The organism is Bradyrhizobium sp. USDA 4541 (genome assembly GCF_024171085.1).
In the GTDB taxonomy this organism is placed as follows: domain Bacteria; phylum Pseudomonadota; class Alphaproteobacteria; order Rhizobiales; family Xanthobacteraceae; genus Bradyrhizobium; species Bradyrhizobium australafricanum.
Genome location: NZ_JALJZF010000001.1, coordinates 8,155,456 through 8,181,274 on the forward strand (window position 1 = coordinate 8,155,456; position 25,819 = coordinate 8,181,274).

The window sequence follows — 25,819 nt, forward strand, 5'->3', positions numbered from 1 at the left end:
GGTACAAAACTCGAGGCGTCCCGCAAGAGCAGGGCGAGGCAAGGTTCTACACCACGGCACGCTGGCCGATGATCGCAAAGCGCAGCTTGCTCGAGATGAAGTCGATCGCGGCAACCGCGATCAGGATCATCAGGATCAGGAACGATACTTTCTGCCACTCCAGCACGCGGATCTGTTCGGCAAGCTGCAAGCCGATGCCGCCCGCGCCGACGATGCCGATGATGGTGGCCGAGCGGGTATTCGACTCGATGAAGTAGAGCAGCTGCCCGGCGATCACGGGCAGCACCTGCGGCAGCAGGCCGAAGCGGATCTCGTGCAGCGCGTTGCCGCCGGAGGCGCGGATGCCCTCGACCTGCTTGCGATCCGCGGCCTCGATCGCCTCCGAGAACAGCTTTCCGAACGCACCGAAGTCCGACACCATGATCGCGAGCACGCCCGCGAACGGGCCGAGGCCGACGACGTTGATCCAGACCAGCGCCCAGATCAGCGTATCGACGCCGCGGATCGAATCGAGGAAGCGGCGCACCGGAAAGCGGATCAGGTTCGAGGGGATGATGTTGCGCGCCGCCAGCAGGCTGACCGGCAGCGCCAGCAGCGCGGCAAGCGTGGTGCCGAGCACCGCGATCGACAGCGTCTCGCCGAGCGCCTGCATGTAGAGCGGGAACGACGAGCCCGGATTCGGCGGGAGCATCAGCATCGTGATCCAGCCGAGCTGGCCGAGGCCCGCGATCAGCCTGGACGGCGAGAAATCGAGATCGACCAGTCCGAACACGAAGATCGCGAGCGCCGCCGCGATCATGGCCGGCATCGCCAACCGTGCCGATGCGGGACGTTCGAAGACGTCGGGGTACTTCGCGCGCAGTTCCGCGGTGTCCGGCCTCGGCATCTGGCTCATCGACGGGTCTCCTTGCCGAACAGCCGGCCGCGCAGCCAGCCGGTCGAGATGTCGATGATGAAGACGGTGACGATGATGGTGATGAGGATGGCGCTGACGTCGGAATAGTAGAACTTGCGGATCGCGACCACCAGCTCCTGGCCGATGCCGCCGGCGCCGACGAAGCCCATCACCGACGCCTCGCGGACGTTGATCTCGAAGCGCAGCAGCGCATAGCTGGCATAGCCGGCCGAGACCTGCGGCAGCACGGCAAAGCGCATGCAGGACAGCCAGCTCGCGCCGGTGGAGCGGATGCCCTCGACCGGCTTCATGTCGGCATTCTCGACGATCTCGGCGAACAGCTTGCCGAGCGCCCCGGTGGTGTGGATCGCGATCGCCAGCACGCCGGCCATCGGCCCGAGGCCGAACGCGATCACGAAGATCAGCGCGAACACGATGCCGGGGACGGTGCGGGCGAATTCCAGCAGGCGGCGGATCGTGAAACGTACCCACGGGCCCGGCGACGTATTCTGGGCCGCGAAGAAATTGAGCGCGAAGGCGAGCACGGCACCCGTCAGCGTGCCGACATAGCTGATCAGGATCGTCTCGCCGAGCATCTTCAGCCACTTATGCCAACCCCAGAACCATTCGGCGGGATCGGTCCAGACCCGCGCGCCGGAATCCAGCGTCAGGATGCGATCGAAATAGCTGACGAAATTGCCGAAATAGGTGAACAGCGTGCGCAGGTTCACTTCCGCGCCGAACGCCGCGATCACCAGCACCGCACAGAATGCCGCCGTTGCCAGCGCGGCCTTCAACCGCTTGCGTGCGACGGACTTGCGGTAGGCGTCCCCCAGCGTCGCCAGTTGCTGCGCTGGAAGAATGGATACGGCGGTCGCCATCGACGCGTGCCAGTCCGGTTCGGAGTTGAGTGGAGAGAAAGGGCCGGGCTATACGCCCGACCCTCGTGACGTCAGGCGTGCGATCAGCTCGCCTTCTTTCGCAAACCGTCGACGAACTTGATCAGCTCGATGGTGCCGTCCCAATCCTTGGTGGTGGCGGGATGGAAGCCCTTCTTCTGACCGTCGGACAGACGGTCGAAGGCGGCCTTGTCCTTGGTCGGGGCGTCGAAGAAGGCCTTTGCGATCGCGGCCTTCAGGTCCTCCGGAAGATCGGTGTTGTACGCATAGGGGCCGTTGATGATCAGCGCCGACTTGTGGATGATGCGGAAATCATCCTTCTTCATCGCCGAGCCGTCGGCATTCTTCAGCATGCCCTTGGTCAGCATCTGGGCGAGCGTGGAATCATCCTCGTTGGTCCACTGGTTGGCGGCCACATCAACGGTTCCCTGCGACAGCGCCAGGACGGCGTTCTCGTGGCTGCCGGTGAACACGACCTTGCCGAAAAAGCCTTCGGCGTTCGCGATGCCCATCTTGTTGAGTTCGAAGCGCGGCACGTTGTTGCCGGACGTCGAGTTCGGATCGACCAGGCCGAGATTCTTGCCTTTCAGGTCCTCGACGGTCTTGTACGGGCTCGACGCCTTGACGAAGAACACCGAGTAATAGCCGGTCGAACCGTCGGCGTTCATATCGTTGGCGAACGCGTCGGTCTTGACGCCGGTCAGGCGCGCGCGAGAGAACGAGGCCGAGCCGTAGCTGGCGATCTGGATGTTGCCGGCGCGCTGGCCTTCGATGACGGCCGCGTAGTCGTTGGCGATGCGCAGTGTGACCTTCACGCCGAGCTCCTTCGACAGATACGCCACGAACGGCGTCCAGCGCTCGGTGACGCCGGAGGCGTTCTCGGCCGGCACCACCGCGAAGGTGAGCTCCGGATACTTTGCCTTCCAGTCCTGCGCGGAGGCCGAACCGGCAAATGCCAGCGCGGCGGCGCCAGCCAGAATGATGCGACGAGTGAACATGACTACCCCTCTTTTGTTGTAGTTGCACCTGTTGGCCGGGCAAAATGCCCGGCCTCCCAGATTGAAAAATGCGCGACGCTCAGGCCGCGGCTGCGGTGCCGAGTGCCGACGCAGTTGCACCGTCGGGCGCGGGCAGCGGTGCTGCGCCGATGACGTCATTGGCCTCGAGGTCATAGAGCTCGCGGGCGATATGGTCGGTGAGCGCCGCGGGGGCGCCATCGAACACCACGCGACCTGCGGCCATGCCGACCAGGCGGTCGCAATAGGTCCGCGCCAGGTCGAGCGAGTGCAGATTGCAAAGCACTGTGATGCCGAAATGCTTGTTGATGCGCAGCAGCGCGTCCATCACGATCTTGGTGTTGCGCGGATCGAGCGAGGCGATCGGCTCGTCGGCGAGAATGATGTCGGGCTCCTGCACCAGCGCGCGGGCGATCGCGACGCGTTGCTGCTGGCCGCCGGAGAGCTGGTCGGCGCGCTGTGCCGCCAGCTGGGCGATGTCGAATTGCTCGAGCGCCGACAGTGCGAGCGCCCTGTCCTGCTCCGGCCAGACCTGCGCCAGCGAGCGCCATGACGGAATCTGGGCCAGTCGGCCCATCAGCACGTTGGTCAGCACATCAAGGCGGCCGACCAGATTGAACTGCTGGAAGATCATCGCCGAGCGCGCGCGCCACCGCCGCAGTTCCTTGCCGCGCAACGCGGTGACGTCGGTGCCCTCGAACAGGATACGGCCGGAGGTCGGATCGGCGAGACGGTTGATCATCCGCAGCAGCGTCGACTTGCCGGCGCCGGAGCGGCCGATCACGCCGACAAAGCTGCCCGGCGCGATCGAAAAGGACGCGTTGTCGACTGCGGCTTTCGTGCCGAAACGGCACGTCAAACCTTCCACCACCAGCATGTAATGCTCCAACCGCGCCTCGTTGGGTCATCGCTATCCCCGGCGTTTTACAGTTATGTGACGACAGCGCTGCGGTGCGGCGATCGTCCACACCCCTCCCTTGTCGCTCCCTTGCCGTCATCGCAACGTCATGATGTTGTCATCAAGCATCCCGATGACGAGCGCGCATCCCCCGGAAGCCCAAGATTCTTGAAGATTTGCGGAGGCCCTGATGGCCGGAAAAACACTCTCGGTTGTGCCGACCGTCGACCCGACCGCGTCGGTCCGTGAGAGCAAGCTCGGCAAATATACCGAGGTCGGCGCGCGCACGATCCTGCTTGAAGTCAGCATGGATGACTATTCCTACGTCGTGAACGACAGCCAGATCACCTACACCTCGATCGGCAAGTTCTGCTCGATCGCGGCGATGACCCGCATCAACCCCGGCAACCACCCGATGCATCGCGCGACTCAAGCGCATTTCACCTACCGCGCCAGCGCGTATTTCCCCGGAGAGAGCGACGACACCGACTTCTTCAACTGGCGACGTGCGCATCACGTGCATATCGGCCATGATGTCTGGATCGGGCACGGTGCGATCCTGTTACCAGGACGGAACATCGGAACCGGCGCTGTCGTCGCCGCCGGCGCGATCGTGACCAAGGACGTTCCCGCCTACACCATCGTTGCCGGTAATCCGGCGCGGCCGGTGAAGCGGCGCTTCTCCGAGACGATCGCCGACCGCCTCGCCGCGCTCGCATGGTGGGACTGGGATCACGAGACGCTCCGCCGCGTCCTGCCCGACTTTCGCAAGCTCGCGGTCGAGGAATTCCTCGACAAGCATGAGGCCGAGGCCGTATCCCAATCGCAAGCCAAACAACGGAGCGCCGCATCGTGACGGACATTTTCATCGAGGGCGGGCGCACGCTGGTTGACGGCGCCCTGGTCGAGACCTCGCTGCGGACCGCAGGCCGCGACATCGGCGCGCTCGACGCCGAGCAGGGTCGCGCCGTGCTTCACATCGATGCCAGTGGCCTCCTGGTGCTGCCCGGCATCATCGACCTGCATGGCGATGCGTTCGAGCGGCAGATGATGCCGCGCCCCGGCGTCGACTTCCCGACCGACGTGGCGCTGATCGACAGCGACCGGCAGGCGATCGCCAACGGCATCACCACCGTGTTCCACGGCACGACCTGGTCGTGGGAGCCCGGCCTGCGCAGCGCGGAGAATGCGCGCAAGCTACTCGATGCGATCGAGGCGCTGCGGCCGCAGCTCGCCGCCGACACCCGCCTCCACCTGCGTCACGAGACCCACAATCTCGAGGCCGAGGCCGAGATCATTCAATGGCTCGGTGAAGGCCGCATCGACCTGTTCGCCTTCAACGACCATAGCAACGTCAAGCCGAAGAAGCGCAACCAGCTGGCCGAGCGCACCGGGCTCTCCGTCGAGGCCGTCAACGACATGCTCGACCGGATCGTGGCGCGCCGCCCCGAGGTGCCCGCCTCGATCGCGCGACTGGCCGCCGCCGCGCGCGCGGCCGATATCCGCATGCTCTCGCATGACGACAACAGCCCGGCGATGCGCCAGGAGTTTCGCGCGCTGGGCGCTGTGATCGCCGAATTCCCTGTCAACGAGGAGACCGCGCGCGACGCCGCGGCGGCGGGCGATTTCATCGTGTTCGGCGCGCCCAATGTGGTGCGCGGCGGCAGCCATACCGGCTGGACCAAGGCATCCGACATGATCGCACAGGGCCTCTGCTCGGTGCTGGCGTCGGACTATTACTATCCGGCGCAGCTGCTCGCGGCGTTCCGCCTCGCCGCCGACGGGATCCTGCCGCTCGCCAGGGCCTGGGACCTGATCTCGTCGGCGCCGGCCCGCGCGGCCGGGCTCGCCGATCGCGGCGTGCTCGCCGCGGGCCGCCGTGCCGACATCATCGTCGTCGACGACAAGGCGCCGCTGCGGCCGCGCATCATCGCCGTAATAGCGGCCGGACGGCTGGTGCATCTGGCGGACGCGAGCTGCCTCGTTCATTTACTCGCGCCGCGCAAGACGGTTGCGGCGGCGTAGCCCAGTCCCATGGCCAGCACTCCGCGCTACGCGATCTATTATGCGCCGTCACCCGACAGCGTCCTGCACCGCTTCGGTTCGACACTGCTCGGCTACGATGCGGTGTCGGGCGACGACCTGCCGTTTCCCGAAGGCGTCACGCCGGACTGGCGCGAGATCACCGAAGATCCGCGCAAGTATGGATTCCACGCCACGCTGAAAGCGCCCACCGCGCTCGCCGACGGTCGAAGCGAGGCCGAGCTTCTCGATGCCTGTGCCGCCTTCGCCGGCCGCGCGCGGCGCATTCCGGTGATCGAACCGGTGGTCGATGCGATCAGCGGCTTCATCGCGGTGATCCCGGCCAGCCGCTCGGATGATCTGCAGCAGCTTGCCGCCGATTGCGTCACCGAATTCGACGCGTTCCGCGCGCCGCTGACGCCGGAAGATCGCGCGCGCCGCAGGCCAGAGAAACTCACCGCGCGGCAGTGCGACTATCTTGACCGCTGGGGCTATCCCTACGTCATGGAGGAGTTCCGCTTCCACATGACGCTGACAGGGCGGCTGAGCGACGAGCGGCGCGGCCCGATCGTGGCGCAGCTGCGCTCACGGTTCGCGGCGGTCGACCTCGCGCGGCTCGCAATCGACCGCATCGCGCTGTTCAAGCAGACCGACAGCGCATCGCGCTTCCGCATCATCGGCAGCTGGCCGTTGCGGGCGTAGCGCGCGCTATTCCTCCGCCCGGGTGCGGGCGATGATCTCGGCGGCGCCCTTCTCCAGCAGCTCCATGCCCACGGCGCGGCCGAGTTCGCGCGGCCGGTCCGCGGGTCCGCGCCGCGTCACCTCGATGAAGCCGGCGCCGGCCTCGTCGAGCACGGAGGCGCGCAGCGTCATCTCGGCTCCCGCGAGCGTGGCGTGGCCCGCGATCGGCGAATTGCAATGACCGTTGAGCACCCACAGCACCTCGCGCTCGGCCTCGGCCGCAAGCCGCGACTGCACGTTGTCGATCCCGGCAAGCCGCGCACGCGTCGCCCAGTCGGTCTCGACGCATTCCACCGCGACAATGCCCTGGCCGACCGCCGGCAGCATCTCGCCGACCGAGAAATCATGCGCGATGCGCGCGGTCATGCCGATGCGCTCCAGGCCCGAGCGCGCCATCACCAGCGCATCCGCCGGCCCCACGTCGCCGCCGCCGGGCAGCCGCTGCTTGTCGCCGCGATCGAGCTTGGCCACGCGCGTGTCGGCGGCGCCGCGATAATGGATCACGGTCGCTTCCGGAAACAGCCGGCGCAGATAGGCGGCGCGGCGCACGGCGTTGGTGCCGATCATGAAGCCCTTGCCGCGCGCGGCGCGCAGCGTTTCCAGCGACAGGCCGGGACGCAGCACGAGGCTGTCATTGGCGGCATCGCGCGCCAGCATCGCGGCGATGACAAGACCCGGCGTCTCCTCGTTGCCCGGCACGTCCTTCAGCGAATGCATCGCCGCCTGCAAGGTGCCGGCACGCATGGCTTCGCGGATCTCGGCGACGAAGGCGCCGCCCTTGCCGCCATGACGCAACAGCTTGCTGGTCTGGTCCTGGTCGCCGCGGGTCTCGAACTTGACGATGTCGACGGCAAGGTCCGGCGCCGAAGCGCGCAGCAGGCGCGCGACCTCATCCGTCTGCGCGAGCGCCATCGCGCTCTTGCGCGTCCCAATCCGCAAAACCTGTCCCGACACGAAAGCTCCGCTACGCGTGATCATCAACGGTGGGGGATTAGAACAAAAAGCCAGTCAAAACAACGGTTTTTGCCCCTCTTTGGCGACGCTCAGACGAGCTCCTCGACAAGCTCCACCCCGGCCGCGCGCATCGCCGCGGTGGCGATGGCAAGCGAACCGCCGAGATCGATGGCGCGGCAGCCTGCCAGCACGACAATAGTCTCGAAACCGAGCCGGCGCGCATCGAGCGCCGAATACTGCACGCAATAGTCCGTGGCGAGCCCCGCCATCACAATGCGCTTGAGGCCGCGCTCGCGCAGATAGCCGGCGAGCCCGGTCGGCGTCTTGCGGTCGTTCTCGAAGAACGCCGAATAGGAATCGATCGCGGCCCGGAACCCCTTGCGGATCACGAGCTCGGCCCGCTCGGTGGCGAGGTCAGGATGAAACGCGGCGCCCGCGCTGCCCTGGATGCAATGATCCGGCCACAGCGTCTGCGGCCCATACGGCATGGCGATCTCGGAGAACGGCGCCGCGCCCGGATGCGAGGTCGCAAACGAGCTGTGGCCGGCCGGATGCCAGTCCTGGGTCAGCACGACATAGTCGAACCGGCCGGCCAACCGGTTGACGACCGGCACGACGGCATCGCCGTCCGCGACCGCCAGCGCGCCGCCGGGGCAGAAATCGTTCTGCACGTCGATGACCAGCAACAGATCGTCGGGCGCAATCTTCATCATGTGCCGATCCGCAACGATGCGCGCAGCTTGCGCAGGCAGGCGATCACCGACAGCGCGGTGATGCGGCCGGTCTTCGGGTTCTCCGAGGGAATGTTCTCGATCATCATCGAGAACCGCGCGGAATCTGAATCGACCTCGATCCGGTGGGTGTTGCGGGTCACGGTCGGATCCGCCCAGATCTCGACCCTCGTGCGGTCGGGGCCGATGCCGGCCAGCGACAGCGCCACCGCGACGTTAAGGTTGGCCGGAAAACCCTTTGCGGCGTCGCGCGCACTGCCCTCGAAGATGCGCAGCGGCTCGGTGATGCCTTCGATCCGGATGTTGTTCTCGACCAGATGCGGCGCGCCGACGAGGCCCGCGACCGGCTTGCGCGTCACCAGCCTCGCCGAATGGATGGTCCCGATCGCCGCGGCGGTCACCGCATCGAGCCCGATCAACGCCCCGGTCGGCACGATGATCTGGCCGCCATGGGCCTTTGCGAGATCGACGAGGTCCTCGTTCTGCAGCAGCGCGCCGACGCTGAGCACGACCGCGGTCTTGCCGCGCTCGACCACCGGCGCCACGATCGAACGGACCAGTTTGCTCGGCGCGCATTCGACCACGATGTCGGCAATCTCGGCCAGCTGCTCGATCGGCACCAGCTTCGGCGCAGACTTGAGCTCCGCCACCCAGCCGCGATGCTTGTCCGGGCTGTTCGCCGACACCGCGACCAGCGTCAGGCCCTCGATGCCCTGATCGAGCGCCTTGACGACGTCGGTGCCGATCGCACCGAGGCCGGCGACCGCAACCCGTGTCCTTGTCTTGCTGTCAGCCATCATTTCCCGCCGGCGAGCATCTTGACCAGGCGATAGAGATACTCCTCGCCCTCGTAGAACGACTTGACGAGCACGCGCTCGTCCTTGCCATGGATACGGTTGTCGTCGACATCGGCGGCCAGCCCGGAGTGGCCATAGGTCGGAATCCCCGCGTTACGCAGATAGCTGCCGTCGGTCGCGCCGGTGCTCATGACCGGAACGATCGACGCATCCGGCCAGAACTCCTTCGACAGCTTCTCGATCGAACCCATGATCTCCTCGTTGAGGGGCGACGGCGGGCTCAGCACGGCCTTGCCGGTCGGAGCCACCGCGATCTCCTTGTCGGCGAGCACGCGCTCGATCGTCGCCTGCACGCCCTCGACCGGCTCGCCGGGCAGGATCCGGCAGTTCACCTTGGCGGTCGCCAGCTGCGGCAGCGCGTTGATGGCGTGGCCGCCCTCCAGCATGGTCGCAACGCAGGTAGTGCGGAGCTGCGCATTATAACCCGGATTCTCCGACAATCGCGCCAGCGCCGCCGGGTCGGGCTGCGGCGCCAAAATGGCCTTGATATCGTCGGCATGCGACGTGTCGACCTCGGCGGTCTTGGTGAAATAGATCCGGGTGGTCTCGTTGAGGTTCATCGGGAAGCTGTAATTGGAGAGCCGCACGAGGCCTTCGGCGAGATGATAGATCGCGTTGTCCTTGCGCGGCAGCGACGAGTGGCCGCCGCGATCCTTCACCGTGAGCTGGTAGCCGATCGAGACCTTCTCGCTGGTCTGCACGCTGTTGCGGATCGCCTTGCCGTTCTTGAGGCCGACGCCGCCGCCTTCATTGAGCGCGAACTCGGCATCGATCAGGTCGCGGTGGTTCTTGATCAGCCACTGCATGCCGAGGCCGTTGGCATCGAGGATCTCCTCGTCGGTCTCGAGCGCCACGATGATGTCGCGATCGGGCTTGTAGCCCTCCTTCTTGTAGCGGATCAGATTGGTGATGAAGGCGGACGCCATGTATTTGTCGTCGCTGGAGCCGCGGCCGTAAAAATAGCCGTCCTGCTCGGTGAGCTTGAACGGATCGACCGACCAGTCCTCGCGGTTGGCGGGGACGACGTCGATATGGGCGACCAGGAGGATCGGCTTGCGCGCGCCGGAACCGCGCAGCCGCGCCACCAGATTGCCCTTGTGCGGCGCCGGCGAGAACACGTGCACGTCGGCCTCGGGGAAGCCAGCCGCGCGGAGCCGCGCGCCCATCGCCTCCGCTGCCTTCTGGGTATCGCCGGTCGCGGTGGTCGTGTTGATCTCGACCAGCTCCTGGTAGATGCCGCGGGCGAATTGCTGCTGCTCGGTCAGCCCCTGCGCCGCGGCGCCGGTTGCCAGCAGCGCCGGACCAAGCGCTGCCGCGAGCCGCAGCGATCGAACCGTGTCTCTAGCCTTGTGCGACATCGTACTCTCCCAGAATTCCGCCGCCTGATCGGAGACGAATTCAGACAGGCGACACGCGCTTTGGCAAGACGGCGAGCCCTTCAATTTCCGCGCGCATGCTCCGCGGTTTCGCGCACGCTATTTGCAGTCCTTATTTCGAGTCCTTGGCCGCGATCACCTCGATCTCGACCAGGAATCCGGGATTGGCGAGCGCGGCGACGCCGACCACCGAGCGCGCCGGCAGGTTTGGCTGGCTGCCGCCGAAGAACTGGGTGTAGCCCTCCATGAAGGCCTTGAAGTCCATCGGCGCGGATGCGTTGTGCACCAGGAATACCTGCATCTTGACGACGTCGCCCATGCCAAGGCCCTGGCCTTCCAGAATGGCCTTGATGCGGTTGAGCACGCCGACGGTCTGCGTCTTGGTATCGCCATAGGCCTGCGGGCTCGACGGATCGGCGTCCTTGTTGATCGCCGGCGGCACCTGGCCGCTGACATAGACGGTCGTGGTGTTGCCGGTGACGGTCACGGCCTGCGCGATCGGGAATGTCGAGTTGGGAATCGGATGCCTGACCACATCCGCGCAGGCGACCGTCGCCACCGCGGATAGCGCCGCGCCCAGTGTGATAGTTGCTAATCTCATGATTTCTCCATTACTCGATAGAAGTTCGTGCGGCACACATCGTTCATTTCGTCATTCCGGGGCGCGCGCAGCGCGAACCCGGAATCTCGAAGTTGCGGAACTCCGAGTACATCACCTCTGGATTCCGGGTTCGCGGGCCTTGCCCACGCCCCGGAATGACGGAACGGCGCCTCTAGCGGCGGGCGTCCTGGACATCCTTGGTCGTCACCGCGTCCTCATAGTTGTTGCTGAAGTGCGTCCGCAGATAATTCACAACGGCGGCGATCTGACCATCGGTCATCATGTCGCCGAACGCCGGCATGCCGCGGCGGCCGTTGATGACCAGGAAGACCGGATAGCTGCCGGCCTCGAGATTCTTGTTGCCGGCCAGCGACGGGTAGCTGCCCGCCCCGCTGGCGCCCGTCGCATCCGGCATGTGGCAGCCCTGGCACACATTGGCGAACAGCTCCTCGCCGGTCATCTCGACGAAGCGGTAGCCCGAAGAGAAGGTGCGCTTGCCCGCGCCGCTGTCCTGCCCAAGGGCTGCCGTCGCCCACAGCAGCGCCAGTCCAGCGACGACGGATGTTGCGGTCCGCATCATCATGTCTTCACCACGCGTTCGTGCAGCCGGGAGATGACGTCGAGCGCGGACAGGATGGCGCCCTCCTGCCAGGCCGGCAGCTGCGAGGCGTGCTCGCCCGCCAGCACGATACGGCCGTCGATCTGGCAGAGATTGCGGTAATGCTGCGCGCGGGTGGCTTCGGTCCATTCGCCGGCGCAGCCGAGCGTGAACGGCACGCGATGCCAGGCCACCGCGACGCCGTTCTCGAATTCGTTCCTGTACTGCGGATGGATCGCGGCGCCGAACTCGACCGCGCTGGCGACCCGCTCGGCCGGCGTCATCGCGGTGAACTCGAACGAATTGGCACCGCCATACATATAGGCGCCGAGCAGGATGCCGCGGCCGCCGCGGTTGAAGCCATAGTTCGGGTAGGCGATCTGCCGGATCGGCAGGTCGGTGTAGCTGATGCCGCCATAGATCGCGTCATCCTCCTCCCAGAACCGCCGCTTGAACTGCAGGCCGATCTTCACCGAGGCTGCATAGGGCACGGAGTCGATCGCACTCTTCATCGGCGCGCTGACATCGACCGGCAACTGGCTCAGGATCGGCAACGGGATGGTGCAGATGCACCAGTCGGCGGTGGCCTGCTGCACCGTCGATGGACTGGCGGTGTCGACATAGCTCACGGTGACGCCGGAGCCGTTCTGCTGGATCTGCGTCACCTTGGCGCCATAGCGGATGAGATCGCCGACCTCGCGCGCGAACGCCTTGCCGATCATGTCCATGCCGCCGACCGGCTGGAACATGGTGGTCTGGAAATCGTAGCGCGCAAAGGTCTGCAGATAGCGCCACATCCGCGACCGCAGCAGCTCCTGCAGCGGGATCGGCTCGCTGGGCAGCGGATCGCCCATCAGGCCGCCGCCGGGATCGCGCGCATAACCGCGGAACTCGGCCGACACGAGGTTGGCATTGTACTTGTAGTCGCGATCCAGCGCGCCCCAGTCGCGCAGCGACTGCAGCAGGATCTCCTGATCTTCCTTGCCGACGGTCTCGTCGAGCCGGCCCAGCTGGGTGATCTTTGCGAGCAGCTCCGAAACCCCGCCCTGGAAATCCGCCTTGATGCTGCGAAAGCGCTGCGGCTTGCCGCTGAATGCACGCGTCGCGTGCAGATAGGCGTTGTGATTGAGCTGGATGAAGGGTTCCAGCGTCACATTGAGCCGGCGGCAGTAGTCGAGCAGCGCACGGTGATGATAGGGAATCCGCCACGGGCCGGGATTGAGATAGAGCCCCTGCTCGAACTGGCTGGTCTGCCTGAAGCCGCCGAGCTCGACAAAACTGTCGCCGCCGCGGATCGACCAGTTGCGGCCGCCGGCGCGGCTGTTGAATTCGAGGATCTGGACCTTGTAGCCGGCCTTGCGCAGCTCCAGCGCCGCCGTCATCCCGGCAAGCCCCGCGCCGAGAATCAGCACCGAGGCGCCCTTCACATCGCCTGCGAGCTTCAGCGGCCCCTTGTAGGCGGATTCGGACGCGAAGCCGAGGCTCGTCATCGCGTGATACATCGCCGAACTGCCGGCAATGGTGCCAATCAGCGCCAGCAGATCCCGCCGCCTGATCACAGATTCGTTCTGCACCCGCGCTCACCCAGCCGCTGACGTCGATGGCAAAGGGAAACGGTTGACGCGATCCGTGTCAAGAAAGGGCGCACGCTTCCACATCCACCCACACGCGCTTTTGATGCATCACGCGACCGCCACGTCACACCACGTGCTCGCGATGCACGCGCCGGCAATCCATTTCGAAGTCGAGGCCAACCACCGGCGGCCGGTCGAAATGCCAGGTCAAGCCGTTGCGCAGCACGCCGCGGCGGCCGAGCTCGCTTTCGAGCACCGGATAGGCGTCGTGCACAGTGTAGAGCTGCACCGCGGTGGTGTCCTGCCAACGGCCGCCGAACGCGCTCATCCGGCGTTCCATCTCGTCGGCCACGAATTTCGCCTTCGCCAGCAGGCCGGCCGGGCTGGTGTCGCCGAGGGCTACGGTATGATCGCGATAATTGGCCTTGCCCTCGACCGACTCGCCGCTGCCGGCGACGACAAAGCTGGCTGGTTCGTCCATGGCGGCCGGCACCGTGTAGCAGAAGGCGTGGAAGCTCGGCTCACCGGGCGGATCGAGCTTCGGACAGACATTGCTGCGCGCCACCGGATTGACGCCGTCCCGCATCGCACCCCAGGCCACGAGCGTCTTGATGTAGATCTCGTTGAAGGCCCTGAACCCGTCCTCGGTGAACGGCGCCGGGGAACGCAGTTCGCAGGCGCCAAATGACGTCAGCGGACGACCCGCCGCTTTGATGATGTCGGCAATCCTTGCAAAACCCGCGCCCAACGGCACCGGTTCAGAGAACCTGACGCGCTCGATGGCAAAGCTGGGCAGCGCAGCGATGCCGCAGGAATACTGGCTGACGCCGGGCATGAAGCGGTAGCCGCCGTCGGAAGCCTCGATGGTGTTGGTCATGGTGCCTCGTGAACACGGTGATGGGGCCGTCGCGATGACGCCTCGCTTGATTTCACCACAGCTGTCGTCCCTGCGAAAGCAGAGACCCATACTCCGCGGCCGAGGTTGTTAAAGGGACTCGTCATTTCGGCGTCGTGAAACAATGACGATCGGTGGTGATGGGTCCATGCTCCCGTGCGCAATTGCGCACTAGGCAGGGACGACACTGAACTTGTTGCACGACCACCGGTGGAAGGGCTCCCTTCCCTCTCACCGTCGTCCCGCGACGAGCCGGGCGGTCGTCGGCCGACAGCGATCGTCAGTCGGCAGGGATGAAGTGGAGTGTGCCTGCCCGGCGCGTCGGCTTGCCGGTGTCGTTCGTATGATTGACGCCGTCCATCACAGGCACCTCGGGGAAGTCGAACGGGCTTACACCATCCAGGCAGGCCACGTTGACGGCATACAAGTTCTGGTTCGATCGCCGTTGATGATGGGTGTAGATCCCGCAGCGCGAACAGAAGAAGTGCTGCACCGATCCGGTATGGAAGCGGTAGCTTGTTAGCGCATCCTCGCCGTGCAGGATCTTGATCCCGCCCATTTCGGCCATGGCAACGACGGCGCCCCGCATCCGGCAGTAAGAGCAGGTGCAGCGGCGGATCGAATTGAAGCCGTCGCTGAGCGTCACCTCGAAACGCACCGCGCCGCAATGGCACTGGCCAGCCCGAACACCCATGTCGCCCGTCATGTTGCTGCGTCTCCTGTCCAGATCGCCTCTGCGCCCGGTCTAGCCGGGCGGACGAGAAGGTCTCAGCGACGTCAACGCGCAGCAAGCCCGCAGTTCGCGCGGAACCGCGCAGGAGCATGATCCGCCAACTAAGACTGATCTCAATCCGAACGTATCGTCAGGATCGGCGCCGGACAACCGATCAAAACTCGCGCATGATAGGAGAAAAACTCACGCGAGGGCTCGATGCAAATTTCTGACAGGGCTAGTGCGACTTGGCAACGTAGGGGCAGCCGCCCTCATCGAGCGGACGGAAGGCCTGGTCGCCCGGCACCGTCGCGAGATACTCGTAGAGGTCCCACTTGCTCTTGGACTCTTCCGGCTTCTTGATGCGCATCAGATACATGTCGTGCACCATCCGGCCGTCCTCGCGCACGAGGCCGTTCTGGGCAAAGAAATCATTGACCGGGGTCTTGCGCATCTGCGCGATCACGGTCTCCGAATCGACCGAGTTGGTCGCGGCGACCGCCTTGAAATAGTGCCGAAGCGCCGAGTTGACGCCGGCCTGGTAAGCGGTCGGCATCGCCCCGTGCCGCTTGAAGAACTCCTGGGCGAACACGCGCGTCTCCGGCGTGCGATCCCAATAGAAGGAATCGGTGAACAGCAGATCGTGCGCATGCGCGAGGCCAAGCGCGGGCACGTCGGTGAGCGTCACCTGCAGCGCGACGACCTGCATGCTGGCGCGGATATTGAACTCGTCGGCCTGCGACACCGCGTTGCGGAAGTCGGAACCGGCATTGGCAAGCGCCAGGATCTTGGCGCCGGAGGACTGGGCCTGCAGCAGGAACGACGAGAAATCGGCGGTATCGAAGGGATGGCGGACCGCGCCCAGCACCTTGCCGCCGGCCGATGTCACGGCCTTGCTGGCATCGCGCTCCAGCGCCTGGCCGAACGCATAATCCGCCGTCAGGAAGAACCAGGGCGTGCCGCCGCGCGCAACCACGGCCTTCGCCGTCGCGTTCGAGGAGGCATAGGTGTCATAAGTCCACTGCACGCTCGTCGGCGAGCATTGCTTGCCGGTGAGATCGGACGAGCCCGAGCCCGAGATCAGAAACAGCTTCTTGCGTTCGCGCGTCACGGTCTGGATCGCGAGCGCCACCGCGGAATTGACGCCTTCGGCGATCACGTCGACACCCTTGTTGTCGATCCAGTTGCGCACGATGCCGGTCGCCACATCAGGCTTGTTCTGGTGATCCGCCGAAATGATCTCGATCTTGCGTCCGGCGACCGTGCCACCGATTTCCTCCGCGGCCATCTGCGCCGCGATCACCGATCCCGGGCCATTGCCGTCGGAATATTGCCCGCTCATGTCGGTGATGATGCCGACCCGCAGCACGCCATCCTCCGCTCGGGCAGCGCCGGCCGCAAATGAGAGACACACGGCAATTGCGACCAGGACATGCGAGCGTTTCGTGATGGACATTTCGTTCCCAGGGGTTTCGACGTTTCGGACGATCTCCTGAAGCAATCAGGGATCGCCGACAACCCCGTCGCCGGCATGGCGCTCTGCGATTCCGCTCAGAAATTCCGGGAGAAGGAACACAGCTGGACCCCGGCACGCTCGCATTTCCGATCATGCGAACGCCGCGACGAAATTTCGCCGCGGCGTGCGTTGAATCATACGAATGGATAATGCGTGGTGGCGTCGAGATCGCCTCAGCGCCGCTGCCACAATTGCCGTGCCAGAACGCCGGCCTTGCGTTCGATCGCCTCGGCGGCGTCGAGACACATGTCCTCGCGATAGCGCGAGCCGACGATCTGGACGCCGACCGGCAATCGCTCATCGAGACCCACCGGCACCACGGCCGCCGGCAGCCCCAGAACGTTCATCGACGAAATGAAGCGCAGGTCGTTCCAGAACAAATCCTTGACGCGCTGATCGCCGCCGAGATCGGCGTTGACCTCCGGCGTCTTGCGCACGGTGGTCGGCATCAGCACCAGCGGATACTGCTCGAGGAACGTCATCCAGTTCCGGATATGGCGCGAGCGCTCGGCGATCGCCTTCATGTAGCCGGCCTGGTCGAGCGGGTTGGCCAGCGCCATGAAGCCGCGGAACGTCTTCTGGAAGTCGGCGCTGGTGGTCGCCAGCATCTGGTCCTGCTGCAACACGCGAACCTCGGTCATGATCAGGTCGCACCAGAGCTGCCAGACCTTGTTGAGGTCGGGGACCTCGACCTCGCTGACCGCATAGCCGGCATCGGCGAGATGATCCGCCGCCTTGCGCTGAAGCGCAATCACGCTGCGATCGGTCGCCATGTCCTCGGGGATCTTTGCGAGCGCGACCTTGATCGGCCCGGCCGGCTTCGGCCCCGTCAGCGGCGCCGGCACATACCAGGGATCGCGTGGGTCGCGCTGCGCCATCACCTCGAGGCCGAGGCGCACGTCGGCGACGTGGCGCGCCAGCGGCCCTTGCGACGACATGAACTGCGCCATCAGCGGCCGTTCTACCGTGGCGCTGGGATTGAACGCCGGGATGCGGCCCTGGGTCGGCTTGATGGTGGCGATTCCGTTGCAATGCGCCGGCCAGCGCAGCGAGCCGCCGATGTCGTTGCCATGCGCGATGGTGCCGATGCCGGCCGCGATCGACGCGCCGGCGCCGCCCGACGATCCGCCGCAGGTCACGTCGGCATTCCAGGGATTGCGCGTCAGGCCATGCAGCGGGTTGTCGGTGAAGCCGCGCAGCGAGAACTCCGGCGTGTTGGTGAGGCCGATGATGACGGCGCCGGCCTTTCTGAGATTGGCCGTCACCGGCGAGTCGCCCGGCGCGATGTTGTCCTTGAATGCCACCACGCCGTTCGAATTGGCCTGGCCCTCGACGTCGATGTTGATCTTGATCGTGACCGGCACGCCGTGCAGCGGCCCGACGGCGCCGCCTCCGCGCTTGCTCGCGGCCAGCGCCTCGTCCGCGGCCTTCGCCGCCTGCATCGCAGACGCGCCGAGATCGACCACGACGGCGTTGAGCGCCGGATTGGCGTCCTGCATGCGGTCGAGATGGGCGCGAACCACCTCCTCCGACGTCACTTGGTTGTTTCGGATCGCCGCGGCCGTGTCGACGGCGGACCAGTGCCAGATCGGTGCATTCGTCACGTGATGTTCTCCCATGATGTTCAGTGCTTGTTGTTGGTTCAGTCTCGCGGGTCGATCGGCGTCAGCTTTGATGCACGCGCCTCGATCAGCTCGGCCACTGCGAGACAGACGTCTTCCCGGAAGCGGCCGGCGATCACCTGCACGCCGACCGGCACGCCCTCGGCGGTCCCGGTCGGTACGACGACCGACGGAAAGCCGAGCGCGCTGCTCGACGCGCAGCGGCCGCTGCGCGTCGAGCAGCGCGCGGACCACCGCCGCGTCTTCCTGATCCTGATCGAAACGGAACGGCAGTTGCGCCGAGACCGGCAGGATGATGACGGGATAGCGCTCCTGGAACAGCTGCCAGGCCCGCACGATCGCCAGCCGCTGCTCGAAGCAGGCGAGCACCTGATCGCCGTCGAGCTCGGGCGCGTAGGCGATATGGCACTCGAGATTGTAGCGGCTCCGATCGTCGCCGAACTTGCGGATCATCGGCGCCAGCACGCGCCGCTCCTCATTGATGACGAGGCGATGCCAGAGATCGGCCGCCTCCGCGAGCCGCGGCGGCACGGTCTCCTCCACGGCAAAGCCGGCCTCCGCGAGCCAGCGTCCGGCAGCGCGCACCGCCGCGCTCACCTCCGGCGCCTCGTCGCCGAACGGCGCGGGCGCGACCGCGACACCGATCGGACGCTTGAGCGGCGCACCTTGCAGGGGCACCGGCAGCCATGTGCCGTCGCGCGCGTCCGCCTGGGCCATCGCGGCAAGGCCGAGCCCGAGATCGGCGACCGAGCGGGCCAGCGGCCCCTGCACCGACATCATCTGCGCGGTGATCGGACGATCGCTGGTTGCCGACGGATTGAACGCCGGAATCCGCCCCGGCGTCGGACGCAGGCCGGCGACGCCGCAGGCGTAAGCCGGATAGCGGATCGAGCCGCCGAAATCATTGCCATGCGCGATCGCGCCCATCCCGGAGGCGACGGCCGATGCGGCGCCGCCGCTGGAGCCGCCCGGCGTCAGCCGACGGCTCCACGGATTGTAGGTCGCGCCGTGCAGATCGTTGTTGGTGAACCAGCGGTGCGAAAAGGCCGGCGTGTTGGTGCGCCCGACAATGACCGCGCCCGCCTTGCGAAGACTCGCGACCACCGGGCTGTCCTCGGTGGCGATCACCTCGCGGAAGGCTACGACACCATTGGTGGTGGCGCAGCCGCGCTGGTCGACATTGACCTTGATCGTGACCGGCACGCCATGCAGCGCGCCGAGTTCCGCGCCAGACTTCACCGCGGCATCCGCCGCGTCCGCGGCAACCAGCGCTTCGTCGCCGAGCACAGCGACAATGGCGTTCAATGCCGGATTGACCTCGGCGATGCGATCGAGGCTGGATCGCACGGCTTCCCGGCTGGAAATCGCGCGCGTCGCGATCGCACGCGCCAGATCGACGGCCGACCAGCTCCACAACTCATTCTCGCGCCGCGTGTCCATTGTCGTTTTCTCCAGGGCGTGATGCAGCAGTCCGCCGATGCGGTTCAATCGAGCCGCAACGGCTGATGAAACACGGGCAGATCGATGCGCCGGTCTTCCGCGGGAACGACCACCGCTTCGGCGCTCAGCACATGATCGAGCATCACGCGCCGGGCGCGCGCGGCATTGCCGGAGCGGAACGCGGCCATCAGACGCTTGTGAAACTCGATATTCTCGCAGGTGAAGCTGGATGCGAATTCCTGCACGCCGAGCTTGCCGATCAGATGCCTGATGGCCTCGTTGACGAACCGGCACACCAGGCCGAGCAGCGGGTTGGGACAGGCCTCGATCAGGATGTCGTGGAAATCGATCTCGGCGTGGCGATGATGTTCCCAATCGGCATCGCCACGGGGATGATGCTCCTGGACCGCGATCGCCTTTTCCAGTGCTGCGAAATGCTCCGCCGTGAGGTGGCCGACCACGCTGAAGGCGAGCTCCGGCTCGATCAGCCGGCGGATCTGGTAGATTTGCGCGGTAGAGACCGACTGGAAGTAGAAGTAGTTGCTGAGCAGGCCGACGATCCGGTTGATCGACACGGGCGCCACCCGCGCGCCGCCGCCGGGTCCGGTGGTGTTCTGCACCAGCCCCTGCACCTCCAGGGACTTGAGCGCCTCGCGGATGGTCGAGCGGCTGCAGCCGAACATCTCGATCAGCTCGCCCTCCTGCGGCAGCCGGTCGCTCGGCTGCAAGCCGGCCTGGAAGATGTGGCTGCGGATCAGGTCGGCGACGGCGTCCGAGCGCTTGCGCTTGATCGAGGCGCGGCGCGAAGGGTCGAGGGACGGGAGAGCCGATTTATCCATTTTATGATCATAAATAGGTCCGGCACGGTATGGCAAGACGTTTCCGCCGGCCGCCCGGGCGACATCGGTCAATACTCCCGTTCCAGGAACGCAGAAATCGACGCTGCGGACTCAGGATCGATCAACATCTGATGCCTAGAATGCCACGGCAAATTCCAATGAGGCCGGCATGACAGGCGACGAAGTTCGAGATCAGGCTCAATCCGGTGGCGGCGTGGGACTGTCCGACGAAAACCTTGCGCTCCACCGAAGCGCCATCCAGAGCCGCATTACGTTTCAAGGCCTTGCGACCCCGGCCATTCGAGGGGCTGTCGTGGGACTACTTCCTCGCGGATGTCGAGCTGGAAGCGCGCGCTGCGCGCATCGGGATGCGCGACACGACCATCGGGTCGTACTGCGACACCATACAGTTGCTGCCTGCGGCCGCGATCGTCCGCCTGGATGCAGCGCTTTCCGTCTACTTCCTGCCTCCCGAGCCCGAGAGCGAGGCTCACGTCGATTACCTCTTGCGACCGCTGGACGCCGCGACGGCAAAGCGGATGCGGCAGCGTCGGCATGCCGTTCACGCCATGCAGGCCGTGGCGCAACAGCAGGAAGAGGCCAGAAAAAAAGCGGCTGCGCCGGACGAAGAACTCAAGTCGCAATATTGGCCGTGTCCGCATGCGGCGCTGAGTACCGAGCCCGACGACTTCCTGCTCTGGATCAAGGATCAGACGCCCGACACCTGGCACGTCATCGTCGACAGCTGGGATCACAACAGCGACGATCGGGATAGCGTGATCGAATTGATCTTCGAGCAGCCGAACTGCGACCTCCGCACGGCCGCGCAATACTTTTTCATCGCGGCATTGGGGCTCGCCAACGAGGAGCCGGCGCAACTCAGTTCCGGCTATCGGCGCAAATGGCATCTCATGAAGCGCGTGGCCGACAACTGGCAACGCGGGCATTATCTGCGCAATGAATTGCAGCCCTCAGTTCAGCCGTCCGACGTCCAATACTACGATGAGTTGGTGGCGCGCCGGGAGGCCAGTGGTCGTCCGCTGCCGTGGACAGTGCCCGGACCGAAACTGCGCCGGTTTGGCGGACGGCAGGCGAATTCAGCGTATTTCTACGAGGACTGCCATTTGAGGCTGGGCTTTACGGCTTGGAAACAGCAGCGCGAGCAACTCGGGTGCGGCAGGGACTTTCCGCGCTGTTGCCAAGAATGATCACGCCTCCTCAATTCGACAGGCGCTGCGCCTCGAGGCCGCGGCTGTAACGCGACATCGCAAAGCAGAACACGAAGTAGATCACGCCGACGAACAGCGTACCCCCCGGTCGCTTGGCATCGCCCCGAGGCAAAGCGCCTACGCGGTCAAAGGGCGACCGGACGCTGGACGATGGTGATGACGAGGAGCCCGCGGAACCGAGGCGGCGTCTCGCTTAAAGCGGACTATGGCTCACGGTGTGGCGCATCTGGCGACAAAAGCCCTCCACGAACTGCGCGAGCGCCTCGAAATTGACCAGCAGCCTTTCGGCCTGCTCCCGGTCAACCGATCCAGGGGCAAACGATTCCGCCAGACGCCGCTGGCGATCTGCGCGATCCCGGCACGCTGCGGCCCTGCTTTCGGCAAACTCCAGTTGCTCGTGTCGGCGGCCGAGCTTGTCTTCTTCCTCAAGCAGCCGCTTGTTGAGCATCGATCTCGTGTTGGTTGGAACGTCGGGCGCTTCAGCAGATCCAGATAGTGGTCGATGTTTGCGCGCGCGGTATACTCGTTCACGTATGTGCCTCCCGCCAGTCGCAGTCTCGGTCGGCGAGGCTTGGCTTCAACATTCAGGAGTTGCTCGATCTCCGCCAGGAGTTGGCGAAGCTCATCGGTCGAAAACCCTTGCAGGGCATCGTGGACCTGGTTTCGGGTACTCTCGGGATAGGAGGCGTTGTCTTCGGCCATTGGCGTACGGCAAAAATCAAGGTAACGCCCTGTCCGGGCCGAACCAAATCAACAAATCAACGGCAGCATTTGCGTTCAGTCCAGATCGAACGACGCGCGCGCGAACAATGATTTCTGTCATCGCGCGCGCTCGCGAATCCAATGGCGCTCAAGATAAGTTACGGGCGGAACATCGCCTAGTGCACTCTGTGCCAGCCGCGCCTTTGCGCCAAGCATCGGCCAAGTCTTGGTTGCCGCATCGTTAAAGCCAGAACAGGCCGCTCCAGAAATCAAAGCACACGGCTGCGGATGCGAACAGGCCGGCACCGAAGGATGCAGCATGTAAGGGAGGCAAGCGACGGAGAATCCGGACCGCTCAGCCGTGCGCGCGCTGCGCCTCGAGGCCGCGGCTGTAGCGCGACATCGCAAAGCAGAACACGAAGTAGATCACGCCGACGAACACATAGACCTCGACGCTGAAGGCCTGCCAGGCCGGATCGACGATCGCGGTCTTGGCGGTGGTCAAGAGATCGAAGATGCCGATGATCAGGACCAGGCTGGTGTCCTTGAAGAAGGCGATGAAGGTGTTGACCAGCGGCGGGATGACGTGGCGGATCGCCTGCGGCAGCACGATCAGCGCGTTCTTCTCCCAGTAGGACAGCCCGAGCGCGTCGGCGGCCTCATATTGTCCGCGAGGCACCGCCTGCAGACCGCCGCGCACCACTTCCGCAAGGTAGGCGCCGGCATAGAGGATGAAGGCGATCTGGGCGCGCAGCAATTTGTCGATGTTGACGCCGTCGGGCATGAACAGCGGAAACATGACGCTCGCCATGAACAACAGGCTGATCAGCGGCACGCCGCGGATCAGCTCGACATAGAGCACGCAGAGCGAGCGGATCGCCGGTAGCTTGGAGCGGCGGCCGAGCGCGACCAGGATTCCGAGCGGGAAACCGAACGCCAATCCGAAAGTCGCCAGGATCAGCGTCACCGGCAGCCCGCCCCAGCGGTCCTGCGTGACAAAGGACATGCCGAGAAAGCCGCCCCACATCAGGCACCCGATCGCGATCAAGGCCGCAGCCCACAGCAGGAACAGCTCCTTGCGCCAGAAGCTGCGGCGGCTCGAGACCACGAACAGCGCAATGAAGATCACGACCGCGAGCGCTGGCCGCCACTGCTCGCTGAACGGATAGGTGCCGAACAGGATGAAGCGGTACTTCTCGGGGATCACCGCCCAGCAGGCGCCGACGCCGCGCAGCGCGCGGCAGGCGCTGGTGTCGTTGCCGGAGACGATCCAGACCGCGTTGGCGATGCCCCATTGCCAGAGGCCGATGCACGCCTTGCCGAGCACGAACAGCAGCAGCAGCGTCATGATGCTCGACGTTACGGACGCGAACAGGTTGGCGCGCAGCCAGGCCACGATCTGGCCGCCGAGCGTGCGCTGCGCGCGGCGCCGGCCGATCGGCAGCGGATCCTGCGGGAGATGTGCGACCGAGCTCATGTCAGCGCTCCACCAGCGCGATCCGCGCGTTGTACCAGTTCATGAACAGGCTGATGCCGAGGCTGATGGTGAGGAACACCATCATGATCAGCGCGATCGACTCGATCGCCTGCCCGGTCTGGTTCAGCGTGGTGTTGGCGATCGAGACGATGTCCTGGTAGCCGACCGCGACCGCGAGCGACGAATTCTTGGTCAGGTTCAGATACTGGCTGGTCATCGGCGGGATGATGACGCGCAGCGCCTGCGGCAGCACGATGTGCTGCAGCACGAAGCTGCGCTTCAGCCCGAGCGCCTTGGCGGCGTCCGACTGGCCGCGCGGCACCGCCTGGATGCCGCTGCGCACGATCTCGGCGATGAACGCCGAAGTATACGTGACGAGCGCGATCAGCAGCGCGAAATATTCCGGCGCCAGGGTCAGCCCGCCGACGAAGTTGAAGCCGCGCAGCTCGGGCAGCATGACGCTCCAGCTTGCGCCCAGAAGCCACGACACCAGCGCCGGCAGCGCGATGATGAGGCCGAGCGCGTAGGGCCAGACCGGCCGCGCCTTGCCATCGAGCATCTGCTGCGCGATCAGGCGGCGCCTGACGATGAGGAAGACGATCACGCCGGCGACCAGCGCAACGAGCGTCCAGCCATTGGCCTCATGCAGCGGCACCGACGGCAGCACCAGGCCGCGGTTGGACAGATAGACCCCGTCGACCGGCTTCCACGCCTGGCGCGCCGCCGGCAGGCCCTGCATCAGCACGTACCAGAACAGGAGTTGCAACAGCAGCGGCAGGTCGCGCAGCACCTCGACATAGACGGCGGCGAGCCGCGCCAGCAGCCAGTTCGACGACAGCCGCGCGATACCGACCAGCGTGCCGATCACGGTCGCCAGCACGATGCCGATGACCGCGACGCGCAGCGTGTTGACGACGCCGACGATGAAGGCGCGCAGGTAAGTGTTCTTTGGCGTGTAGTCGATCCAGCTGTCGGCGATCGGCATGCCGGCTTCACGGCCGAGGAAGGCAAAGCCGGTCGAGATGCGCCGCACCGAGAGGTTATGGACCGCGTTGGACCACAGCCAGGCGACGACGGCGACCGCGATGGCGACCACTAGGACCTGCCAGAACAGGCCTGCGACGCGGGGATCGCTGAGCGAAAGCCGCCAGGGCCGGGCGGGAGGGCGTTTCGGCGTCGATGTCGTCACAGCACAAGGACCCCAGTGAGAAGCGATCTTCTGCCATGCGCAAGAGCGTTTTCGAGCGAAGTGGATACCCGGTTCGCGTGAAGAAGACGCGTCAACCTCAAATCCTGCGCGCGTCATATGTTGCACCAATTTAATATTTGTGCAACATATGTTTCATGGCCCAGGCCCAGCCGAAACCATCGCCCCTGAACGAATTGTGCAGCGCACTGCCGTCGCTGCCGATGCGCTTGCAGGAGGTCGGCCGGTTCGTCGCCGCCAATGATTACGACGCCACCACCCGCTCGATGCGCGAGCTCGCCTCCGTCGCCGGCGCCGATCCTGCCTCATTCACCCGTCTTGCCAAGGCGCTCGGCTATTCTGGCTGGGACGAATTGCGCGCCGCACTCACCGAGGCGCGCCGGCCGGCGCAGGGCTCGCCGTTCTCCGGCCGCGCCAGGAGCCGCCGCGCCGGGCCGAATGCCGATGTCAAACTGGTGCACGACAAATTGGAGGCCGAGGCCGCGGGCCTTGCGCGGATTTCAGCGAGCGCGATCGCGGAAGCCGCGCGTGCGCTGCACTCCGCTGACAGGATCTGGATATCGGGGTTTCGCAGCTGCCGCAGCGTCGCGGAACTGCTGACCTATCAGCTTCGCCTGTTCCGCCCCGATGCCGTGCAATTGGTCGGCGGCTCCGGCCCGTTCGATCTCGACCACGGCGCCTTCCGCTCAGGCGACGCCGTGGTCGTGATCGGCTTTGCGCCCTACACCCTGGTCAGCGTCGAGACGGCGCGCGCGGCGCATCAGGCGCATGCTGCGCTGATCGCGATCGCCGACACCATCACAGCTCCGATGGCCGAAGGCGCCGATCATCTGCTGCTGTTCGAGGCCGCCTCCTCCCCCGGCTTCTTTCCGAGCCTGACCGGCGCGATCGCAGTCGCCCAGTCGCTGGCGGCCGTCGCTTTCACGCTGGGCGGCGCGAGCGCAAAACGCAAGCTGGAGGAGACCGAGGGCCGGCTTGCCGAGATGTCGCAATATTTCGTCGAGAAAGGATGACTGTC

At 65.5% G+C, this 25,819-nt stretch carries 26 protein-coding genes and 1 pseudogene; 5 read left to right on the top strand and 22 right to left on the bottom strand.

The genetic code is table 11. The features are described from left to right. Positions 1-46: 46 nt before the first annotated feature. From phnE (J2R80_RS39060) to phnC, 4 genes are all read right to left on the bottom strand, one after another. The gene (gene phnE, locus J2R80_RS39060) at positions 47-895 is read right to left on the bottom strand and encodes a phosphonate ABC transporter, permease protein PhnE (protein WP_200844545.1); all 849 of its coding nucleotides are present in this window, start codon (positions 893-895) and stop codon (positions 47-49) included. Further along, the gene (phnE, locus tag J2R80_RS39065; RefSeq protein WP_057018813.1) at positions 892-1,776 is read right to left on the bottom strand and encodes a phosphonate ABC transporter, permease protein PhnE; all 885 of its coding nucleotides are present in this window, start codon (positions 1,774-1,776) and stop codon (positions 892-894) included. The genes phnE (J2R80_RS39060) and phnE (J2R80_RS39065) overlap by 4 nt, the downstream gene beginning before the upstream one ends. 83 nt (positions 1,777-1,859) lie before the next feature. Then, positions 1,860-2,792 carry a phosphonate ABC transporter substrate-binding protein gene (gene phnD / locus J2R80_RS39070; RefSeq protein ID WP_057018814.1) on the bottom strand — a complete coding sequence of 311 codons (933 nt, stop codon included), beginning with the start codon at positions 2,790-2,792 and terminating at the stop codon, positions 1,860-1,862. Positions 2,793-2,871: 79 nt separating this feature from the next. Then, positions 2,872-3,687: a phosphonate ABC transporter ATP-binding protein gene (gene phnC, locus J2R80_RS39075; protein ID WP_076829012.1), complete on the bottom strand. Its 816-nt coding sequence runs from the start codon at positions 3,685-3,687 to the stop codon at positions 2,872-2,874. Between the two features lie 211 nt (positions 3,688-3,898). Here phnC and J2R80_RS39080 point away from each other — a divergent pair, with 211 nt between their 5' ends. Genes J2R80_RS39080 through J2R80_RS39090 form a run of 3 tightly spaced genes read left to right on the top strand, consistent with a single transcriptional unit; the run spans position 3,899 to position 6,432 of the window. After that, complete coding sequence (locus J2R80_RS39080) at positions 3,899-4,564, top strand: chloramphenicol acetyltransferase (protein ID WP_076829014.1); 666 nt, start codon at positions 3,899-3,901, stop codon at positions 4,562-4,564. Next, a complete protein-coding gene (locus tag J2R80_RS39085) occupies positions 4,561-5,733 on the top strand; it encodes an alpha-D-ribose 1-methylphosphonate 5-triphosphate diphosphatase (protein ID WP_253640461.1) in 1,173 nt (390 codons plus the stop codon). The genes J2R80_RS39080 and J2R80_RS39085 overlap by 4 nt, the downstream gene beginning before the upstream one ends. 9 nt (positions 5,734-5,742) lie before the next feature. Further along, on the top strand, positions 5,743-6,432 hold the full coding sequence (locus J2R80_RS39090; RefSeq protein WP_253640462.1) for a DUF1045 domain-containing protein: 690 nt from the start codon (positions 5,743-5,745) through the stop codon (positions 6,430-6,432). Between the two features lie 6 nt (positions 6,433-6,438). Here J2R80_RS39090 and hemC read toward each other — a convergent pair whose 3' ends face one another. From hemC to J2R80_RS43865, 14 genes and pseudogenes are all read right to left on the bottom strand, one after another. After that, entirely contained in the window at positions 6,439-7,449 is a 1,011-nt protein-coding gene (hemC, locus tag J2R80_RS39095) for a hydroxymethylbilane synthase (protein WP_253624199.1), read from the bottom strand. Between the two features lie 65 nt (positions 7,450-7,514). Continuing rightward, complete coding sequence (gene pncA / locus J2R80_RS39100; RefSeq protein ID WP_253641067.1) at positions 7,515-8,135, bottom strand: bifunctional nicotinamidase/pyrazinamidase; 621 nt, start codon at positions 8,133-8,135, stop codon at positions 7,515-7,517. Then, positions 8,135-8,953 carry an aspartate dehydrogenase gene (locus J2R80_RS39105; RefSeq protein ID WP_253640463.1) on the bottom strand — a complete coding sequence of 273 codons (819 nt, stop codon included), beginning with the start codon at positions 8,951-8,953 and terminating at the stop codon, positions 8,135-8,137. The genes pncA and J2R80_RS39105 overlap by 1 nt, the downstream gene beginning before the upstream one ends. Then, entirely contained in the window at positions 8,953-10,371 is a 1,419-nt protein-coding gene (locus J2R80_RS39110) for a M20/M25/M40 family metallo-hydrolase (RefSeq protein WP_253640464.1), read from the bottom strand. The genes J2R80_RS39105 and J2R80_RS39110 overlap by 1 nt, the downstream gene beginning before the upstream one ends. Before the next feature lie 130 nt (positions 10,372-10,501). Beyond that, positions 10,502-10,990 (bottom strand): Rid family hydrolase, encoded by a 489-nt coding sequence (locus J2R80_RS39115; protein WP_141343112.1) that lies wholly within the window; start codon positions 10,988-10,990, stop codon positions 10,502-10,504. Positions 10,991-11,162: 172 nt separating this feature from the next. Continuing rightward, positions 11,163-11,567, bottom strand: a complete 405-nt coding sequence (locus J2R80_RS39120) for a cytochrome c (protein ID WP_229192223.1) — start codon at positions 11,565-11,567, stop codon at positions 11,163-11,165. A gap of 2 nt (positions 11,568-11,569) precedes the next feature. After that, positions 11,570-13,162, bottom strand: a complete 1,593-nt coding sequence (locus J2R80_RS39125) for an NAD(P)/FAD-dependent oxidoreductase (protein ID WP_141343111.1) — start codon at positions 13,160-13,162, stop codon at positions 11,570-11,572. Between the two features lie 124 nt (positions 13,163-13,286). Next, entirely contained in the window at positions 13,287-14,039 is a 753-nt protein-coding gene (locus J2R80_RS39130) for a hypothetical protein (protein ID WP_253640465.1), read from the bottom strand. A 298-nt stretch (positions 14,040-14,337) separates the two neighbouring features. After that, positions 14,338-14,763: a GFA family protein gene (locus tag J2R80_RS39135; protein ID WP_076829027.1), complete on the bottom strand. Its 426-nt coding sequence runs from the start codon at positions 14,761-14,763 to the stop codon at positions 14,338-14,340. Positions 14,764-15,007: 244 nt separating this feature from the next. Further along, complete coding sequence (locus tag J2R80_RS39140; RefSeq protein ID WP_141343109.1) at positions 15,008-16,225, bottom strand: ABC transporter substrate-binding protein; 1,218 nt, start codon at positions 16,223-16,225, stop codon at positions 15,008-15,010. A 233-nt stretch (positions 16,226-16,458) separates the two neighbouring features. Continuing rightward, the gene (locus tag J2R80_RS43855) at positions 16,459-17,904 is read right to left on the bottom strand and encodes an amidase family protein (RefSeq protein ID WP_141343108.1); all 1,446 of its coding nucleotides are present in this window, start codon (positions 17,902-17,904) and stop codon (positions 16,459-16,461) included. Positions 17,905-18,165: 261 nt separating this feature from the next. Beyond that, positions 18,166-19,347: pseudogene (locus J2R80_RS43860) on the bottom strand (amidase); the annotation flags it as partial. A 44-nt stretch (positions 19,348-19,391) separates the two neighbouring features. Then, positions 19,392-20,186, bottom strand: a complete 795-nt coding sequence (locus J2R80_RS39150) for a FadR/GntR family transcriptional regulator (protein WP_141343101.1) — start codon at positions 20,184-20,186, stop codon at positions 19,392-19,394. 269 nt (positions 20,187-20,455) lie between these two features. Then, on the bottom strand, positions 20,456-21,064 hold the full coding sequence (locus tag J2R80_RS43865; RefSeq protein WP_375162625.1) for a hypothetical protein: 609 nt from the start codon (positions 21,062-21,064) through the stop codon (positions 20,456-20,458). A 124-nt stretch (positions 21,065-21,188) separates the two neighbouring features. Here J2R80_RS43865 and J2R80_RS43870 point away from each other — a divergent pair, with 124 nt between their 5' ends. Continuing rightward, positions 21,189-21,314 carry a hypothetical protein gene (locus J2R80_RS43870; RefSeq protein ID WP_375162626.1) on the top strand — a complete coding sequence of 42 codons (126 nt, stop codon included), beginning with the start codon at positions 21,189-21,191 and terminating at the stop codon, positions 21,312-21,314. Positions 21,315-21,404: 90 nt separating this feature from the next. Here J2R80_RS43870 and J2R80_RS43360 read toward each other — a convergent pair whose 3' ends face one another. The 4 genes from J2R80_RS43360 to J2R80_RS39170 form a co-directional block, all read right to left on the bottom strand. Further along, positions 21,405-21,527: a hypothetical protein gene (locus J2R80_RS43360; protein WP_256520758.1), complete on the bottom strand. Its 123-nt coding sequence runs from the start codon at positions 21,525-21,527 to the stop codon at positions 21,405-21,407. Between the two features lie 81 nt (positions 21,528-21,608). Then, the gene (locus tag J2R80_RS39160; protein WP_253640468.1) at positions 21,609-21,863 is read right to left on the bottom strand and encodes a hypothetical protein; all 255 of its coding nucleotides are present in this window, start codon (positions 21,861-21,863) and stop codon (positions 21,609-21,611) included. A gap of 609 nt (positions 21,864-22,472) precedes the next feature. After that, positions 22,473-23,594 carry an amino acid ABC transporter permease gene (locus J2R80_RS39165; protein ID WP_057018832.1) on the bottom strand — a complete coding sequence of 374 codons (1,122 nt, stop codon included), beginning with the start codon at positions 23,592-23,594 and terminating at the stop codon, positions 22,473-22,475. Between the two features lies 1 nt (position 23,595). Further along, positions 23,596-24,783: an amino acid ABC transporter permease gene (locus J2R80_RS39170; RefSeq protein ID WP_375162627.1), complete on the bottom strand. Its 1,188-nt coding sequence runs from the start codon at positions 24,781-24,783 to the stop codon at positions 23,596-23,598. Positions 24,784-24,938: 155 nt separating this feature from the next. On the opposite strand from J2R80_RS39170, the gene J2R80_RS39175 reads away from it, so the two are divergent. Beyond that, positions 24,939-25,814: a MurR/RpiR family transcriptional regulator gene (locus tag J2R80_RS39175; RefSeq protein ID WP_141343097.1), complete on the top strand. Its 876-nt coding sequence runs from the start codon at positions 24,939-24,941 to the stop codon at positions 25,812-25,814. The last annotated feature ends 5 nt before the right edge of the window (positions 25,815-25,819 follow it).